Below are 14888 nucleotides of genomic sequence, written 5' to 3'. Positions count from 1 at the left end.
GGCGGGCGAGGGCCAGGCAGGGCGTCAGGTCAGCGGGTGCTGCGGGTCCGGAGCAGTCGGGCGGCCTTCTGTCGCAGCTGGTCGAAGAGGGTCGGGTGGGTGTGCCGCCAGGCGGTGCGGTCCACGCCGCCCTCGGTGGGGAAGGTCTGGGAGGCCCCGCAGGTGCGAGATGTCCGTTCAGATCCGGGCGCCGCGCCCTGGTCTGCACGGCGCCAGCAAGAGGGTGGGCGGGAGTGGTGCCTGGGTCAGCGCTGGAGCGGATTGACGTTGTCCGGCTCGTCCAGGTCGTCGTGGACGGGGACGGGCTGCGGCGGGATGTGGACCTCGGGGCGGATGTCGATGTGGGGCTGGAAGGCGGTGTGGATGACCGGTCGCAGGCTCAGGCCGCGCAGGGCGACGACGGAGGCGATGGTCCAGGCGAGGACGGCGATGCCGGTGGCGACGGTGCGGCCGTCGGCGGGGGAGGCGGACCAGACCATGCCGACGCTTGCCGCTCCCCAGAGGATGTAGGTGATGCGAGCGCCGGTGCTGTGGAAGAAGCCGCCGATCAGGCCGAACAGGCCGACCGCCTGCCAGAAGGCGTAGACGGCGGATCCGTTGACGGCGAGGTGGCCGGTGTGCTGGGCGATGTACGTGCGGACCCGGGTGTCGATCACTGCCCAGAAGCTGTTGGAGGTCTCGGACGCCAGCTGTGTCTCGGGGGTCGCGACCGCGATCCGGTGGGCTACGGCGGAGAGGATGTCGCCGGCGGCGTCCAGCATGATGATGAACGCGCACACGCTGGCCAGGCTGAGCGCCGCCTTGATCCAGTTGGCCATCCCGTGCCAGCCCGCGAACCGCGCGTGCCGGACGTCCTCCCATCGCCAAGCCGACGGGTTCGCGGATTCTCGGGGTGGAATCGCGGGGAACCGGAAGGGGACGTGGCGCCCGCTGGCGTAGTAGCCGACGGGTTGGGGTGTGACCGAGGTACGCGCCAAAGGGCAACGAAATGATCTTGAAGCCCTGAGGGCTCGGCCCCCGCATTTCAGAGGGACACACGCGCTGTTCTGCCAGCGGCAGAACAGCGGCCGGGCCGGGCTCGACGATCACTACAGTCCAGTCTCATGAGGGCGATTACGACGCGTACGGTCGAGTACCCGGCGGACGGTTTGACGATGATCGGGCACCTCGCGCTCCCGGCCGGTGTCGACCGCCGGCCCGCGGTGCTGCTCGGACCAGAGGGCATGGGGCTCAGCGACGTCGAGCGCCGCCGGGCCGATGCTCTCGCCGAGCTGGGATACGTAGCGCTGGCCTTCGACCTTCATGGCGGGCGCTATTTGGGCGACCCCGAGGCGATGCTGGGCCGTTGCCTGCCGCTGCTCTCTGATCCCGACCGGATGCGGGGCATCGGCCATGCGGCGCTCGACGTGTTGCGCACCGAATCGCGGGCCGACCCCGACAGGATCGCCGCCATCGGCTACGGCACCGGGGGCGCCGTCGGGCTGGAACTCGGGCGCGGCGGCGTCAACCTGCGCGCGATCGGGACAGTCAACGCACTGACCACGGGCCGACCGGGCGAGGCAGCGCGCATTCGCTGCCCGGTGTGGGCCGGCGTCGGGTCGGAAGACCCGATCATGCCGCCCGCACAACGGAACGCGTTCACCGCTGAGATGCAGGCCGCAGGCGTCGATTGGCGCCTCGCGGTCTACGGCGGCGCCTTGCACGCCTTCCACCACCCGCCGGTCGACCACCCCACGGTCCCCGGCGTCGGCTACCACCCACAGCACGCGCAGCGAGCCTGGCGCGACGTCGTCGACCTGCTCGCCGAGTGCCTGCCCGTGACAGAGGATCTGGGTGCATGACCCAGGCAAACAGCCTGGCGCCAGGCCTGGTCCGCGTCGTGCACTGACAGTCCCCTCCCCTCAAGTCCGCACAGCCTTCAGCCCGTACCGGCGACCAGTGCCTCGCCGAGCGGGGTGCGGCGGTAGAGCACGGACCGTCCGGACCGGGCGCGGACGAGCAGTCCCGCGCCTCGCAGGATGGCGAGGTGGTCTCCTACCGCGCCGGGTGCCATGGCGAGGCTTCGGGCGAGGTGACTGGTACTGGCCGGGGCGTCCAGCGCCAACAGCAGCCGGGCTCGGGCCCGGCCGACGAGAGCGGTCAGGGCGTCCGGTCTGGGGACGCTCTCCTGTTCGCCCCACAGGGCGGCGGTGCCGCGGGCACGATAGATCAAGGTCCTGGGCCAGGGGTCTTCCAGGTGCGCGGCGATATTCGCGACGAATACCGAAGGGATCAGCAGGAGCCCGTCGCCGGCGAGGCGGACTGTTCCGACTTGAGGGAAGTGGCCGATCTCGATACCGCCGGCTTGCCAGGCGATGCTGGGGTGCAGGCTCTCGATGGTCGTGACCCAGCCGTGTTCGCCGATCAAACCCACCCGGTGCACGACGTCGCGCTCACAGATCGCCCGCAGTTGCGGCCAGTCCGTGGCGAGTAGCTCGTGCCAGGCCTGGTCCATCGCCTCGGCGATCCTGGAGACGGCGTCCGTCGAGTCCAGCACTGCGCGTACGCGGGGATCACGGGCGGACGGGCCGGTCGCGGTGGTGGCGATTTCGTGGCGGGCCGCTTCCAACGGTGTCGCCCGGATCATGGCCAGGTCGTCTGCCCAGGTCTGGTTGAGGCCGCGCGGGGGCGGGGCGACGAAGTTCGGTCCGGAATGCGGGGTATGCAGGGCGAGGGCGGCGTTCAGTTCGCTCTCGCGGCGAAGCCGTTCAAAGGCCGGCAGGAGTCGGATGGCCCAGGCTCGCGGCAGCGGCCTGTCTTGGCCGGCGAGCGAGCGCAGTAGGAAGCACAGGTCCATCGCGGGCGACAGTGCGAAGCGGCTGCGCAGCAGGTCCTCGACGGAGACTTCGAAGCGGAGCACCGCGCCATGCTACTGCGGGACGTCTGTTCCGATTCGTCCAGCGACGAATCATTGGTGAGGGGTGTGGGCGCACGGCGAGGCTGGGCGTCATGACCCCAACCGCCGAGCCCGCGCAGGGAAACCACCGTGCCACCTACCGGGAGGTGTTGGCAGAGCCACGATTCCGGCTGCTCTTCTCAACACGCACCGTCGCAATCACTGCGGACGCGCTGCGGATCACCACGTTCTCGGTGCTGATCTTCTCGGCCACCGGCTCCGCGCCGCTGAGCGCACTGGCCTTCGGCATCGGCTTCATCCCGCAGCTGTTCGGCTCGCTGCTGTTGGGCTCCCTGGCCGACCGACTGCCACCCCGCTCGCTCATCACCGGCGGCTACGCCTTGACGTTCGCCGCCGCCCTGCTGCTCGCTCTGGTGCCGATGCCGATCGCGGTAAGCCTCGGTGTCGTGGCGCTGGTCGCCCTCGCCACACCGGTGTTTCACGGCGCGTCGGGTCGCTTGGTCGCGCAGTCGCTGAAGGGCGACGCCTATGTACTGGGCCGTTCACTGAACAACATCGCTGCCTCCGGCGCGCAATTGGTCGGTCTGGCACTGGGAGGTGCGGTCGTCGCGGTACTCGGCCCGCACCGGGCGCTCGCGGTAAGCGCCGTCCTCTACCTCGGCTGCGCGCTCGCTGTCCGCATCCGGCTACCCGGGCTGCAGCCGGGAGAGTTCGGCGGCCCACCTGGCAGCGCTCGGGGCGATGGCGGGGCCGTCCGGGCAAGCCTGCACGGTGCCGGCTTGCTGCTGCGCGGACGCACGGTGCGACGACTGATGCTGGCGCAGTGGCTGCCGACCGCTTTCGTAGCGGGCGCAGAAGGCCTGCTCGTCGCCTACGCGGGAGGACGCCACTTCGCGCCCGGATGGTACGCGGTGCTGATGGGATGTCTGCCGGTCGGCATGCTTGTCGGTGACCTTCTGGTGGGCCGATTGCTACGGCCGCCCACCCGGGAGCGACTGGTAGTCCCGTTGATTGCGCTGATGGGACTGCCGCTGGTCGGCTTCGCTGCCGAGCCCGGAGTGGGCGTCTCGTCCTGTCTGCTGCTGCTCTGCGGCTTCGGATTCGCCTACGGTCTCGGCCTGCAACGGCCGTTCCTGGACGCCTTACCGCCAGATGGCCAGGGCCAGGCCTTCGGTCTGCTCGGCTCCGGCAGCATGACGCTGCAGGGCGTCGGGCCGGCCTGCTTCGGCGCGGTGGCCGCAAGCATCGGAACAGGCGGTGCAATCGCCCTGGCAGGCGGCGCGGCGGCGCTTACCGCCGGCTGGATCCTCACCTGGCACCCGCCCGCCTCCCCGGTCCCCGTCCCGAACTGCTCAACGGGATCAGAGAACGGCACCGAACAGCATGCGTGTAGCTCTCCTGCGCAGTAACTGTCGCAGGTCGGGTCGGCCGCGAACCATCACACACCCAACCTCCACGCCTCCATGACAGACAGTCATTCCCGATGGCTCATTGTGTTAGGAGTTCTTATGCGCTTCACTGTGCTGACCACGTGCGAAGTCGCATCAAGATCAACTCATCGCCCCTTTGGTGCGTATGTCGGCTGCACCCCGGGCTCGGGACTGCCGATCAGGCTTGGGTGGGCTCTGGCCCGAATCGGTGAGGGTGGGCTGCTCTCACGTACTTCAGTGCGGTCGTGTCGGAGATCCCGAAGACGCGCATCAGGTGCACGGGGTCGGCAGTTTCGTGTGCCTCATCGAGCAGCCGGTCGATGCGGAGCCTCCGGGGCTGGATACCGAGCTTTCTGAACACCGACCGCAGCCCGTCCTTGGACACCGGAGGGCCGTTGGGGTCGACCGCGGTGACTTGCGTGACGATCAGGTGCGGATTGGTGCTGCGGGGCCAGCGCTCAGCCCGTGCGCGAAGCCAGTCACTCAGGAGCTTCATGGTCAGTTCGTCGAGATAGACGACGTGATCGCCGAAGCGGCGGCGGACGATCAAGCGCCCTGCCGGAAGGTCGAGGCCGGTCAGGAGCTGATGACGGATCTCCTGTGGCCCCAGAGCGTGGATGGCCACGAGGGCAACGACGACCTTCGCCATCGCGGTCGGGGCCTTGTCCAGCAGACCGACGAGCCGATCGGACGGGATGCGCCGGGGTGCGTTCACGTTGGCGGCCACGGAGACACCGCGGGCTGGATCGCGGAAGATCACGCGCTCACGCTTCAACGCGCGGAAGAGCGATCGCAGGCTGGTATGGAGCGAATGGGCTGGTTCTCCCGTGCGGCTGCTGAGTATGTCCTCGATGTCCTTCGGGGTGATTTCACGGAGACTGCTAACCCGCTGGCCCCACTGCTGCAGGGCCGGGACGTTGAAGTGGGCATAGCGTCGGATGGTCGACCAGTTCATCGTGCGGGAGGGCCTGCGGCCTTCCCCGCGGAGCACGCGGACCCAGGCGTCCGCCTCGTCCCGCAGGTGATCGGGAACACCCTGCAGGAGCCGTTCGAGCGCGGCCTGCTCCGGGTCGGTCCGCTCCAGGGGAACGAGTAGTCCGCGCTGGTCGAGGAATGCGGCGACGCGACGTCCTGACCAGTTCGGGCCGAGTCTGGTGACGGCGCGGACGTCGGCTTCGAGGATGGGGGCGGCGATACCGAGCCAGGCGACGAGAAGCCGCAGGACTTTGGCATTGACGTCCCGGGAGGGGGTGGTCCAGTGCTGCTCTTCCGTGAACTGCCAGAATTCCGCAGCGAGTTGTTCGGCCTCTGGTGTCATCGTGGGCAACTGGGTGTGCTGGGCTCGCCTCCAGACACGTGCCGGAGGCGGGAACAACTCCAGCTGGTGTGGGTTGATCAAGGGCGGGGACAGCCGGCGGTCGGCCTGCCGGGTCTGCTTTTCCCGACGCTCCAGTTCCCGCCGGCGGCTCTTGCGGCTGCCCTGGCTGTAGTCGCCGGGCTGCTTCGTGTAGAGGCCGTGGCCCAGGCCGGCTCCGAACCAGAGTTGCTCGATCACCGGGCCGTCTCCGACGTGTTCGTTCAGCACCAGGTGGCAGAACCGGCACTGTCCCTCCTTCAGGGGCCAGGTGCGGCCGCACCGCAGGCAGGGGCGGCCACTCTCCCGATCCGGGTGACGGGCCCACTCCCGGCACGAGTCACACAGCGGCCTGGCATCCCCGCTCCAGGCCAGGCAGTGCTCGCAGGAGACCATGCGCCGCCGTTCACGCCGGTAGCCGTTCTGGGCGAGTCCGGAACCGAGACGGCGCCGCAGCAGCCCGGCCTCCCGCAGGACCTCGGCGACGGCAGGCCTCATCCGGGTCAGCTCGGCGACGACGTACTCGTCGACCAGCTGCTCGCTGGCCTCCCGGGAGGCCAGCGCCAGCCGCATCATCTGCACCACGCTCTCGCTCCACCCCACGGACAGATCACGCCGGACGCGGACCCGCTCGACGGCCTGGAGGACGTCCGCCCACTCGGGGAAGTCGCGGGCGGCGATCCGGTAGCCGTGCTGGCGGGTGAACGTCCTGGGCAGGCGAGGCAGCAGCGGCAGCTGGCCAGTGACTTGCGGAGGGCAGACCTGCAGATCATCGCCCTTCTTGGCCCAGGTCCAGGGGCCTGCCGAGCGTTCGGTCCGCAGCCGCTCGCGCACCAGCGGCCGGTCATGGTGGCGCGCAAGGACCACGGGCAGGCGGACACCCTCCAGCAGCAGCGGCAGCTGCAGATCCCGGACGGGTCCCAGCGTCCGCCTGGCCGCCGCGTCGGCCCACTCATGATCGGGGACCATGCGGATCTCCAGCATGCAGAGCCGGCACAGCCCGTCCCGGTTGACCTTGCCCTCGTGCCGGCACCGATGGCAGCGCCCCTTGTAACCGCCGCGGGGCGTCCAGTTGAGGCAGGCCTGGCAGCTGCCCAGCGGACGGACCGGTCCCCAGCCATGGCAGCGGACGCATTCGCTGATCACCATGGGTCCCGCCGCCTCAGTTCGGCGGCAGGCCGCGGCGGGGCCCGCCACCTCGACGCGGAACCGGCCGGACCGGTCCGCCCTCCCGCTGTTCGCCGACGGCCCGCTGCTGCGGCTGCTCGCGCTGGGCCAGGTGCTGCTGGGGCTCGGCCACCATCAAGTCGGCAACCGTGCAGTCCAGGGCCGCGCAGATCTTGTCCAGGTCCTCCAGCCGGACCGTGACCGGCTTGCCCGACCACAGGGCCGCGACCTTGCTCAGGGAGGGGGTGAACCCGACCTCCCGAAACGCCACCAGCAGTTGCGTCGGCCGCCAGATGTCCCGCTGGGCCGCTACCATGCGCAAGTTCCACTTCACGTCTCACGCCTCTCCACTCAGGCGTCGCACCGCTCGGTGCGACGCTGCCAGGCTCGCCTTCTCCGGGTCGGCCTTGACCGATCCCAGGTAGCCGACCGTGGTGGTCGGCCACTCGTGGCCGAGGATCTTCTGCACGTCCCACAACGGCATGCCCGACTCGTAGTTGTGGGTCGCGCACGCGTGCCGTAGAAGATGCGGGTGAAGCGTGGTGACCGGCCCGGTCAGATGCAGCTTCGAGGCGGCCTTCAGCGCCCGCCGGAAGGCATCCGAGCCGACCGGCGGGGCGATGGGAACGTTCAGTGAGGCGACCGCAGTCGGCAGCCGTTCCGAGGGCCACAGCGGCGCACACGGGTCGCAGGGATCGTCGGCGAACTCTCCGCGGATCTCCTCGATGTACCACCACAGCAGTTCGCGGCCGTCGGCAAACAGATACGCCTCCCGCTCGCGCGGGCCGGAGCCCCGGGCGCCCTTGCCCTGAACGACGAAGCGACCCCACTGGCCGAGTTCCCAGTGGACGTCGCCGATCCGCACCGAGCACAGCTCGGTCGCCCGGACGCCCGAGATGTACGCGATCTTCGCCATGACGTAGTCCCGTGCGGCCACCGGGTACTTGCGGGCGTGCGGCAGATCCTTTCGCCAGGAGGCGAAGAACTCCGTCGTCGCCCGCTTCGACGGCGGGATCCGCAGGCCGAACTCCCCACGGTGCCGTGGCTGGTTGAACGGGTCGATGGGCGACTCGACGGCCGCTCCGAAACGCCGCAGGATCTCGCCCGCGTACCGCTGCTCCAGGAAGGCGAAGAAGCCGTCGATCCGGACCATCTTCTGCCGGATGGTCCTGTGCGCCCGCTTGCCGGGGCCGGCGAAGTAGCAGTCGACCTGCCGTGAGGTGAGATGCCACGGCACGGTGTCGTAGAAATCGCACACCTCGATGATCGGCTGCACCACCTGCCGCAACGTGGTCGCCGCGAGCCCGGCCACGTCCCGCGCCCACGTGTACTCGGCCACGGTGTCGTGGAAGAACGCCACCTCGTCCGCCTCGCTGGAGATCGCTGCGGCTCGCTCTTGCAGCGTCAGCACATCCGCCAGGCCCTCTTCTTGTGCTCGGGGTTCCTGCGGCGCCGGGGCCGCAGGCGGTGGCACCAGCGACAGCCGTCGACTTCCTGAATCCGCCATGTACCGGCAAATTACGCGGATCGCTCGCAGATTCCGCCAATTATCGCGGAGATCCCACACGAACGAGTGAGTGACCAGAACGTGCCATCTACCTGCTGAGATGCGACAGCATCAGCCGACGGCCGCTCAGGGAACCCGTCGGAACTCCACTTTCGTACAGGAAGCCGCCCTGCTTCCAGGACGCGTCCCATGCCTCGCGCAGTCCGGCGAAGCGCTTCGGGCGGGGCCATTCCTTCTCGTCGGGCGGCTCGGGCGTCTGGGCGAGCAGGTCGAGGAAGTTCGGGTTGGGCTGGCCGTTGATGGGCTTGTCGTCGGACTGCATAGCGGGGCGTCTCCCTCATTCGGGCGGGTGTGGTGGGTGGTGCGCAGGCCGGGCGGCCTGGCACGCACCCGACCGCGAAGGGTTCGGGTGCGAGGCAGGTGGTCCGGAGCGGTTCAGAGGCCGCGGGCGTCGGCGAGGCCGGCGGCCTGGTCGACCATGCGGAGCGGAGTGCGGGCCGATCCGTGCGCATCGTTGAAGGACGGCACGGAGTCGACGTCGTCGCCGAACTTGCGGCGGATCGCGTCCAGGAGCACCGAGGCCGCGTCGGCTTCCAGGCCGCTGTCGCCGCGGGCCTCGATCCGGATGGCCCCGAGCATGCAGCGGGCGCCGTCCTCGTCGACCAGGGCGCCGGAGCACCAGCCGCCGGTGAGCAGCCGGTGGTGAGCGCGTTGCAGAAGGGCCGCGATCGGGGTCGGGTAGGACTGCGGCGGCGGCTGGAGCATCGGGGTCAGCGGGACGGTGACGACGTCGGCCAGGTCCACGGGCTCGGTGGGAATGTGCGCGGTGTTGACCTCGTAGGCGACGGCCGCTTCGTCCAGGCGCGCGGTCATCGCCGCGTTCACCAGAGTGAGGCGTTCCTCGAGGCTCAGTTCCGCCGGCGGCGCGGCCGGGGTGGTCGGGGCGGGGTGGTCTATGGCGGGGGAGAGCGAGGCATGGGACATCGGGACTCCAGGCAGGGGGCACCGAAGGGCGCCGTTGGGATGGGTCTCCGGCGGCGCCCTTCGGCGTTGTGTAGCGGAGGAGTGGGCGTTTGGGTGTCGGCGCACCCGCGCCCCGGGCATCCTCGGACCATCAGGCTCGGGGAAGGGGATGGAGTGGAGTTCGTCTTCGAGTGCGGGTGGTGCGGCGGGGACAACTACTTCGTGGGCAAGCAGGTCGGCTTCTGGGTCGACAAGTGGGAAGTGCCCTCGGAGTGGGACTGCCGCTTCTGCGACGGGCTCAACTACACCCCTGACCCGCCGTGGACGGAGGCGTAGTTCAGCGGCTGGAGATCAGCCCGGCGAGCGAGACCAGGCCGCTGTTGATGGTCGGTGCCAGGCCGGTCGCGGCGAGGGTGAAGCCGAACAGCGTGCAGGCCAGCGCGGAGCCGACGCGGACGTATCCGCCCTTGACCAGGACGACGACGATGATGCCCAGCAGCACGGCGGCGGAGATGGACAGGGCCACGGTGGTGGTGCTCCTTCACAAGGGGTCGGGTGGGGCCGGCCGCGCTCGGGCAGGCCGGCCCCGGGGATGGGTGGGTGTGATCAGGCGTCGGTGAGGCTCTTGATGGCCTCCAGCGCCTGGCGGGGAGAGGCGACCTGCTCGGAGCGGCGGTTGCCGCTCTTGGCGCCGCGGCCTCCTCCGCCCTTGCCGCCTCCTCCGCCGCCGCGCCGGCGGGAGCGGCCCTCGCCCTCGTCGTCCTCGTCGGGCTCGGGCCAGAACTCGCCGGGCCGGACGGGCTGGTTCCAGTCGAACCACAGGCCGCGCTTCTCCAGCTCGCTGATCTCGTAGTCGGTGAGCCGGTTGACCTCGTCGGGGAACAGCCGGGAGAGGTCGGTGTCGAAGTCGGCGTACAGCGACCGCATGAGCACGGCGCGGCCGTTGTCGAGGACGATGACCGCGACGCCGCCGGTGGAGACGCCGTTCTCGGGGTCGGCCTCGCCGCGCATGGCCCGCTCGATCGCGGAGCCTTCGCTGCGGGAGTAGCGGGCCGGGATGGTCGGCACGTCGTAGGCGTTCTCCATGGTGCCCTCCGCCGCCTTGCGTGTGGCGCCGGGCGATCCCATGTTGAAGATGACCGGGCGGCTGTTCTGCCGCAGGTTGTCCTTCATCTCGGTGGAGAAGCCGTTGTGCGCGAACGGCGACTGGCCGGCCGGGTTGAAGCCGATGCCGTACTTCAGGCCGGTGACCGTGAGGTCCTCGCCGTCCTTCTGGATGAACTCGCCGAAGTCCGAGTCCTGCGCGGCGGTCATGAACTCATCCGCGTACACGTTGAGCTGCCGGTAGGGGCAGCGCGTGTCGCCCGGCTTGTAGTCGTGCGGCTGGCCGTCGTGCGGCCAGGGCATCTCCGCCCTGATCTCGCACAGCGCCTTCGCCGCCCGCAGGGAGCGGGCCATCCACAGGGCGTTGGAGCCCTGCCGGTCGATGTACTTCCCGAGCACGGTGGTCTTTTCGTCCTTGCGGACGGTGGACAGCCACACCACCTGGCCGTCCAGGGACTGGGCGGCCATGTTGATCGCGAAGAACTGCGTCTTGCCGGAGCGGGACACTCCGAGGGTGAGGCCGTGGGCGGGGGCGTTCTTGTCGTGCTGGTACACCATGGTCTTCACCGGCTGGCCGGTGATGGTAAACCCGCACACGTACATGCCCTTGGCGTCCGGGGTGAGCAGCTCGCGGGTGGCGGGGAAGATCGCGGACAGTGGCGGGGTGTCGAACGCGCTGATCAGGAACTCCGAGCCGTCGATGAGGACGAACACGCACGAGTCGTCCTCGGGCAGGTCCAGCGCACGGCAGACCTTGGGCAGGTCAATGCGCGGCGACTCGGTGGAGTCGCTCATCTTCGCCCGGTAGAAGGTCACCCCGCGCTCGTTGTCGCGGGTCTTGTGGACCAGCTCGGAGCCGGGGGCGCCGCCCTTGGGGCCGGCGACCCGGTCAATCCAACGCTCCTGGTCGGTCGGCTTGGTACGCCTCCGGGCGTTGGCCTCCGGGGTGATGAGGGCCTCCATCCAACCGGGTCCGCCCTGGCGGCCGGGCTGGATGGCGACGTCCTTGAGGGTGACGTCGGCCGCGGACACGCCGAATGCGGCTCCGACGACCTCGGGGGAAAGGCCGGTGATCGGCCGCCCGGTCTCCGAGGCACGCAGCAGCAGGGTGAGGTCGTGCCGCATGGCGGTGTGCCGGGTGGCCTTGACGACGTGGGTGCGGGCGGGCATCCCGGCGCGCTCCCACAGCACCCGCGCCTCGCGGGTGAGCTGGTCGGCTCCGTCGCCCGGCTGCGCCACGGTCGGCTCCGCGACCTGGGCGGGCGCCGGCTGCGGGGCCGGGGAGGCGAGCGCGGGGCGGTGACGGCGGCGGGTGTGCCGGGAGAACGGCATCACCAGGTAGCCGGCCGCCGCCCATCCGGCGGCGAGCAGCCCGTCCATCCAGTACGGGCCGAAGCCGCCGGTGTGCCCGGCGGCGACGTCGACGGCGGCGGCCAGGACCAGCGGGGACCAGCGCAGGATCTTGCGCCCGGCGCCGGTCTCATCGCTCTTGGCGGCGAGGAAGATGCCGCCGATCCCGGCGGCGCCGGCCAGCTGCACGACGGAGTTGACGGGGCTGTCGGGGTAGAGGTTCGGGGCCACGGCCAGCACGGGCGCGGCGAGGGTGTAGGCGAGGCGCTCAAGCGCGACACTGCGCGGCGTGGTCACCGGCTTCTCCTTCGGGAACAGCACGGGCGGCCCCGCGAGAGCTGCGGGGCCGCCCGTGGCGGGGTGGGGGAGCGGGGTCAGCGGTCGAAGAAGCCCGGCCTGGGCGTCTTCTCGCGCCGGTTGGAGCGGATGTCGTCCAGCGCGCCGTAGAGCTTGGCGTGGGCGCGCCGGGTCTCGTGGGTGAGGTCGACGGTCTCCTGAGCCGTGTCGGACAGCTTCCTCACCTCCCGGGCCGCGCCGTCCAAGGCGGTGGCCACGTTGGCGGTGAGGCCGACGAACTTCGGGTCCAGGTCGGCGTTCTCGATGTCCGTGGCGACGCCGTCGGTGTGCTTGGCGTTTTCCTGCATGCTGCGCCACAGTCCGAGAAGGTCGAGTGTGGCGTCGTCCAGGGCCTTGCCGAGCTTGTCCAGCTTGGCCTGGACTGCCTTGTACCGGTTGTCGTCGTCGGCCACGGCGGGCGTCGCGCTGGTGTTGCGGGGTGCGAGGTCGCTGCTCATCGCGAGGTTCCTCCCGTGCTCAGTCGTGGTGGGCGGCGGCCGACGCGTGCTTGAGACCGGCGTCTTCCTTGGCGGCCATGTCCTCGCCGTAGATCCGGGCGACCATCCGGGCGGCGAGCTTGGCGGCCTCCTTGGCGATGTCGCACTGCTCGGCACACCGCTGGGCCTGCGCCTTCATGGTGGTCGCGGAGTCGGCCAGGTCGGCGATCAAGTCGGTGACGGCGGTGTCGACGTTGTGGTCGCCGACCAGGTCGGCGGCCATGTCCCGCAGGGCGTCGGCGACCTTTCCGAGGGCCTCCATCAGGGCCTCGGCACGCTCCTGGTCGGAGGCGGCCTTGATGGCGATGTTCGCCATCTCCATCAGGTACTGGTCGAACGTGACATCCGTGCGGTGCTGGGCGGCGAGGCCGCCCGCGCCGGACGGCCTGCTGACCTCCGAGCTGCTCACGCTGCTCCCTTCGGTGCTGGTGGGTCGGCTGGTGCCAGGCCGTGCGGTGTGCTTCTCCGGCGCGGGCGGCAGCCCCTTCACGCCGGTGGTCACGGCCGCGGGCGCGTCGGGGACGATGTCCGCGTCGACGATGTCGTCCTCGCCCTTCGCGGTGCGCTTGGGCGGGCGGGTTTCGTGCTCGGGCCACTCCACCGTCGGGGTGGAGTCCTCCTCGCCGAACGGGCTGTCCGCCGGACGGCCGCGCCGACCGGCCCGACCCGTACGACCTCGCCCCGCCCGCCCGGTCCGGCCGGTGCGGCGAGTACGTCCACGCCGTCCGGCCCGGCCCGTGCCGCCGGTGCGCCGGCGCCGGAACCGACGACGCTTCTTCGAGCCGTCAGACGCCCCGTCACCGGCCGTGGACTCCTTGCCCGGCTCATCGCCCGCCTTGCCGTCCTTCGCGGCGCTGGAGGCCCCGACGGGGCCGTCCTTGGCGGCCTTCTCGTCCTTGCCTTCGGTGCCCTTGCCCTTGGAGTCCTTGTCCTTAGTCAGGCTCACCTTCTCGGTGCTGGCCTTCGCGTCCTTGGCGGCCTCCGCGTCGGCGCGGCGCTTGTCGAAGCGGCGCTGGGCTTCCTCGGCGACGGCCTGGCCCAACGTGGTGCGGCCCGATGCGGCCGACGCCGCGGCTTCCCGCTTCGCCTTCCGTGCCTCCGCCCGCTCCGCCTTCTTGGCCCGGCGGTCCTCCCACGCCTGCTGCCGCTGGGCGCGGGCCTGGTCGCGGTCCTTGGAGCGGTCCGCGACGCCGGCGGCGTGCCCGGCACTGCGCCGCTCCTGCCGCCCGGCCTGCCGGACCCCGGCCCGCTCCTGGCGGCCGCGGGCCCGCTCGGCACGGGCGCTGGACGTCGGGCCATTGCCGTCGCCCTTCGAGTTGCCGCCCCGGCCGGAGCTGCCAGAGCCCGTCTGAGAGCCTTTCGCTCCTCCGGACGAACCGTTGCGCCCGGAACCTGCTGCACGGCCGCCAGAGCCCGTCTGAGAGCCCTTCGCGCCGCCCTTGCCGCCCCCGGTCGATCCAGAGCCGGAACGACCGCCGGGGCCGCCGGAGTTGGAGCCGCGCGATGCCCCGGACCGGTTCGGCCCCGAGCCGGAGTTGGTGCGGGACGGCCCGCTGCCGCCCCCGCCACGCGAGGACCCGCCCCCGCCGCCGGCTTTCGAACGGCCCTTGTCCGACCCCAGTCCGGAAGCGGACGACTTCACGCGGCCGGCATCCGCTTTTCCGCGCGCCGCCGCCTTGTCGCCCTTCGCTTTCATCATCGCGGCGTGGAGTTTTCCGTTCTGCTCCATCATCGCGACTTCCTGCGCGGTGCGGCCCTCCAGCAGCGCAGCCTTCCGCGCTATTTCGGCCTCACGGAAAGGCGCTTCGCCCTCATGCAGCACCCGCGCCCTTTCCAGTCGGAATTCCAGCCAGTCGCCGAGACGGTCAGCGAGAGAACGAGGCTGTTCGTATTCGCCTTCCTCGTATTCGTCATCATCTTCACTGATTTCCGGTGCCGCAATTCCTTCGGAACGCAGGGCCGTCGACGGGTCCGGGGCAGCCGGAATCGTCGGCAGTTCCATTGTCGTTTCTTCCGGCGATTCCGGGGGCGCCGGGGGAATGTCTTCCGGCGGCGGAATGGTGTCGCCGTAATCCGGGATCGGCGGTGGCACGTACGTGGAATCACCGCTCCAGGGGCCTTGGACCAAGGTCCCGGTGCCATCCTCATCGGACACGGTGCGCCTCCCTCCTGGGACTTGACAGAGCGTGGGGTCTTGTGTGCACGCGTGTGCACGTGCACGTGTGCACGCTTTACGCGCGCGAGGCCCCGCCGGAGCCCGGCGGGACCTTCACTGGTGACGTTC

14 protein-coding genes are annotated in these 14888 nt (G+C 70.5%); 3 read left to right on the top strand and 11 right to left on the bottom strand.

The window, feature by feature from the left end; genetic code table 11:
* Positions 1 to 245: 245 nt before the first annotated feature.
* Positions 246 to 818, bottom strand: a complete 573-nt coding sequence (locus IE153_RS38165; RefSeq protein ID WP_189594266.1) for a hypothetical protein — start codon at positions 816 to 818, stop codon at positions 246 to 248.
* Positions 819 to 1103: 285 nt separating this feature from the next.
* On the opposite strand from IE153_RS38165, the gene IE153_RS38160 reads away from it, so the two are divergent.
* On the top strand, positions 1104 to 1841 hold the full coding sequence (locus IE153_RS38160) for a dienelactone hydrolase family protein (protein ID WP_189594265.1): 738 nt from the start codon (positions 1104 to 1106) through the stop codon (positions 1839 to 1841).
* A gap of 77 nt (positions 1842 to 1918) precedes the next feature.
* Here IE153_RS38160 and IE153_RS38155 read toward each other — a convergent pair whose 3' ends face one another.
* Positions 1919 to 2899, bottom strand: coding sequence for a winged helix-turn-helix domain-containing protein (locus IE153_RS38155; protein ID WP_189594264.1), 981 nt, complete (start codon positions 2897 to 2899; stop codon positions 1919 to 1921).
* 89 nt (positions 2900 to 2988) lie between these two features.
* Between IE153_RS38155 and IE153_RS38150 the strand changes: the two genes are divergently transcribed.
* The gene (locus IE153_RS38150) at positions 2989 to 4305 is read left to right on the top strand and encodes an MFS transporter (RefSeq protein ID WP_189594263.1); all 1317 of its coding nucleotides are present in this window, start codon (positions 2989 to 2991) and stop codon (positions 4303 to 4305) included.
* A gap of 199 nt (positions 4306 to 4504) precedes the next feature.
* Here IE153_RS38150 and IE153_RS38145 read toward each other — a convergent pair whose 3' ends face one another.
* The 5 genes from IE153_RS38145 to IE153_RS38125 all read right to left on the bottom strand — a co-directional run bounded on the left by IE153_RS38145 (position 4505) and on the right by IE153_RS38125 (position 9338).
* Positions 4505 to 6829, bottom strand: coding sequence for a site-specific integrase (locus IE153_RS38145; protein ID WP_189594262.1), 2325 nt, complete (start codon positions 6827 to 6829; stop codon positions 4505 to 4507).
* A gap of 13 nt (positions 6830 to 6842) precedes the next feature.
* A complete protein-coding gene (locus tag IE153_RS38140) occupies positions 6843 to 7163 on the bottom strand; it encodes a helix-turn-helix domain-containing protein (RefSeq protein ID WP_189594303.1) in 321 nt (106 codons plus the stop codon).
* 21 nt (positions 7164 to 7184) lie between these two features.
* Entirely contained in the window at positions 7185 to 8354 is a 1170-nt protein-coding gene (locus tag IE153_RS38135; RefSeq protein ID WP_189594261.1) for a tyrosine-type recombinase/integrase, read from the bottom strand.
* 88 nt (positions 8355 to 8442) lie between these two features.
* Positions 8443 to 8676 carry a hypothetical protein gene (locus IE153_RS38130; protein ID WP_189594260.1) on the bottom strand — a complete coding sequence of 78 codons (234 nt, stop codon included), beginning with the start codon at positions 8674 to 8676 and terminating at the stop codon, positions 8443 to 8445.
* Between the two features lie 113 nt (positions 8677 to 8789).
* A complete protein-coding gene (locus IE153_RS38125; protein WP_189594259.1) occupies positions 8790 to 9338 on the bottom strand; it encodes a DUF6197 family protein in 549 nt (182 codons plus the stop codon).
* A gap of 153 nt (positions 9339 to 9491) precedes the next feature.
* Between IE153_RS38125 and IE153_RS38120 the strand changes: the two genes are divergently transcribed.
* Positions 9492 to 9653, top strand: a complete 162-nt coding sequence (locus IE153_RS38120) for a hypothetical protein (protein WP_189594258.1) — start codon at positions 9492 to 9494, stop codon at positions 9651 to 9653.
* Between the two features lies 1 nt (position 9654).
* On the opposite strand, the gene IE153_RS38115 is transcribed toward IE153_RS38120, so the two are convergent.
* The 4 genes from IE153_RS38115 to IE153_RS38100 all read right to left on the bottom strand — a co-directional run bounded on the left by IE153_RS38115 (position 9655) and on the right by IE153_RS38100 (position 14336).
* On the bottom strand, positions 9655 to 9843 hold the full coding sequence (locus tag IE153_RS38115) for a hypothetical protein (RefSeq protein WP_189594257.1): 189 nt from the start codon (positions 9841 to 9843) through the stop codon (positions 9655 to 9657).
* An 80-nt stretch (positions 9844 to 9923) separates the two neighbouring features.
* On the bottom strand, positions 9924 to 12068 hold the full coding sequence (locus IE153_RS38110; protein ID WP_189594256.1) for a chromosome segregation protein ParM: 2145 nt from the start codon (positions 12066 to 12068) through the stop codon (positions 9924 to 9926).
* A gap of 77 nt (positions 12069 to 12145) precedes the next feature.
* Entirely contained in the window at positions 12146 to 12565 is a 420-nt protein-coding gene (locus tag IE153_RS38105; RefSeq protein WP_189594255.1) for a conjugal transfer protein TraB, read from the bottom strand.
* A gap of 19 nt (positions 12566 to 12584) precedes the next feature.
* Positions 12585 to 14336, bottom strand: a complete 1752-nt coding sequence (locus IE153_RS38100) for an ATP/GTP-binding protein (RefSeq protein WP_189594254.1) — start codon at positions 14334 to 14336, stop codon at positions 12585 to 12587.
* Positions 14337 to 14888: the final 552 nt, after the last annotated feature.

Source organism: Streptomyces massasporeus (assembly GCF_014648995.1).
Lineage (GTDB): Bacteria > Actinomycetota > Actinomycetes > Streptomycetales > Streptomycetaceae > Streptomyces > Streptomyces massasporeus.
The sequence above is the reverse complement of the archived record's forward strand: the minus strand, read 5'-3'. Positions and strand labels throughout refer to the sequence as shown.

Coding starts and splice junctions, on each gene's coding strand:
- IE153_RS38160 (WP_189594265.1), top strand. CDS start 1,104: ATGAGGGCGATTACGACGCGTACGGTCGAGTACCCGGCGGACGGTTTG.
- IE153_RS38150 (WP_189594263.1), top strand. CDS start 2,989: ATGACCCCAACCGCCGAGCCCGCGCAGGGAAACCACCGTGCCACCTAC.
- IE153_RS38165 (WP_189594266.1), bottom strand. CDS start 818: ATGGCCAACTGGATCAAGGCGGCGCTCAGCCTGGCCAGCGTGTGCGCG.
- IE153_RS38140 (WP_189594303.1), bottom strand. CDS start 7,163: ATGGTAGCGGCCCAGCGGGACATCTGGCGGCCGACGCAACTGCTGGTG.
- IE153_RS38130 (WP_189594260.1), bottom strand. CDS start 8,676: ATGCAGTCCGACGACAAGCCCATCAACGGCCAGCCCAACCCGAACTTC.
- IE153_RS38145 (WP_189594262.1), bottom strand. CDS start 6,829: ATGGTGATCAGCGAATGCGTCCGCTGCCATGGCTGGGGACCGGTCCGT.
- IE153_RS38125 (WP_189594259.1), bottom strand. CDS start 9,338: ATGTCCCATGCCTCGCTCTCCCCCGCCATAGACCACCCCGCCCCGACC.
- IE153_RS38100 (WP_189594254.1), bottom strand. CDS start 14,336: ATGATGGAGCAGAACGGAAAACTCCACGCCGCGATGATGAAAGCGAAG.
- IE153_RS38105 (WP_189594255.1), bottom strand. CDS start 12,565: ATGAGCAGCGACCTCGCACCCCGCAACACCAGCGCGACGCCCGCCGTG.
- IE153_RS38135 (WP_189594261.1), bottom strand. CDS start 8,354: ATGGCGGATTCAGGAAGTCGACGGCTGTCGCTGGTGCCACCGCCTGCG.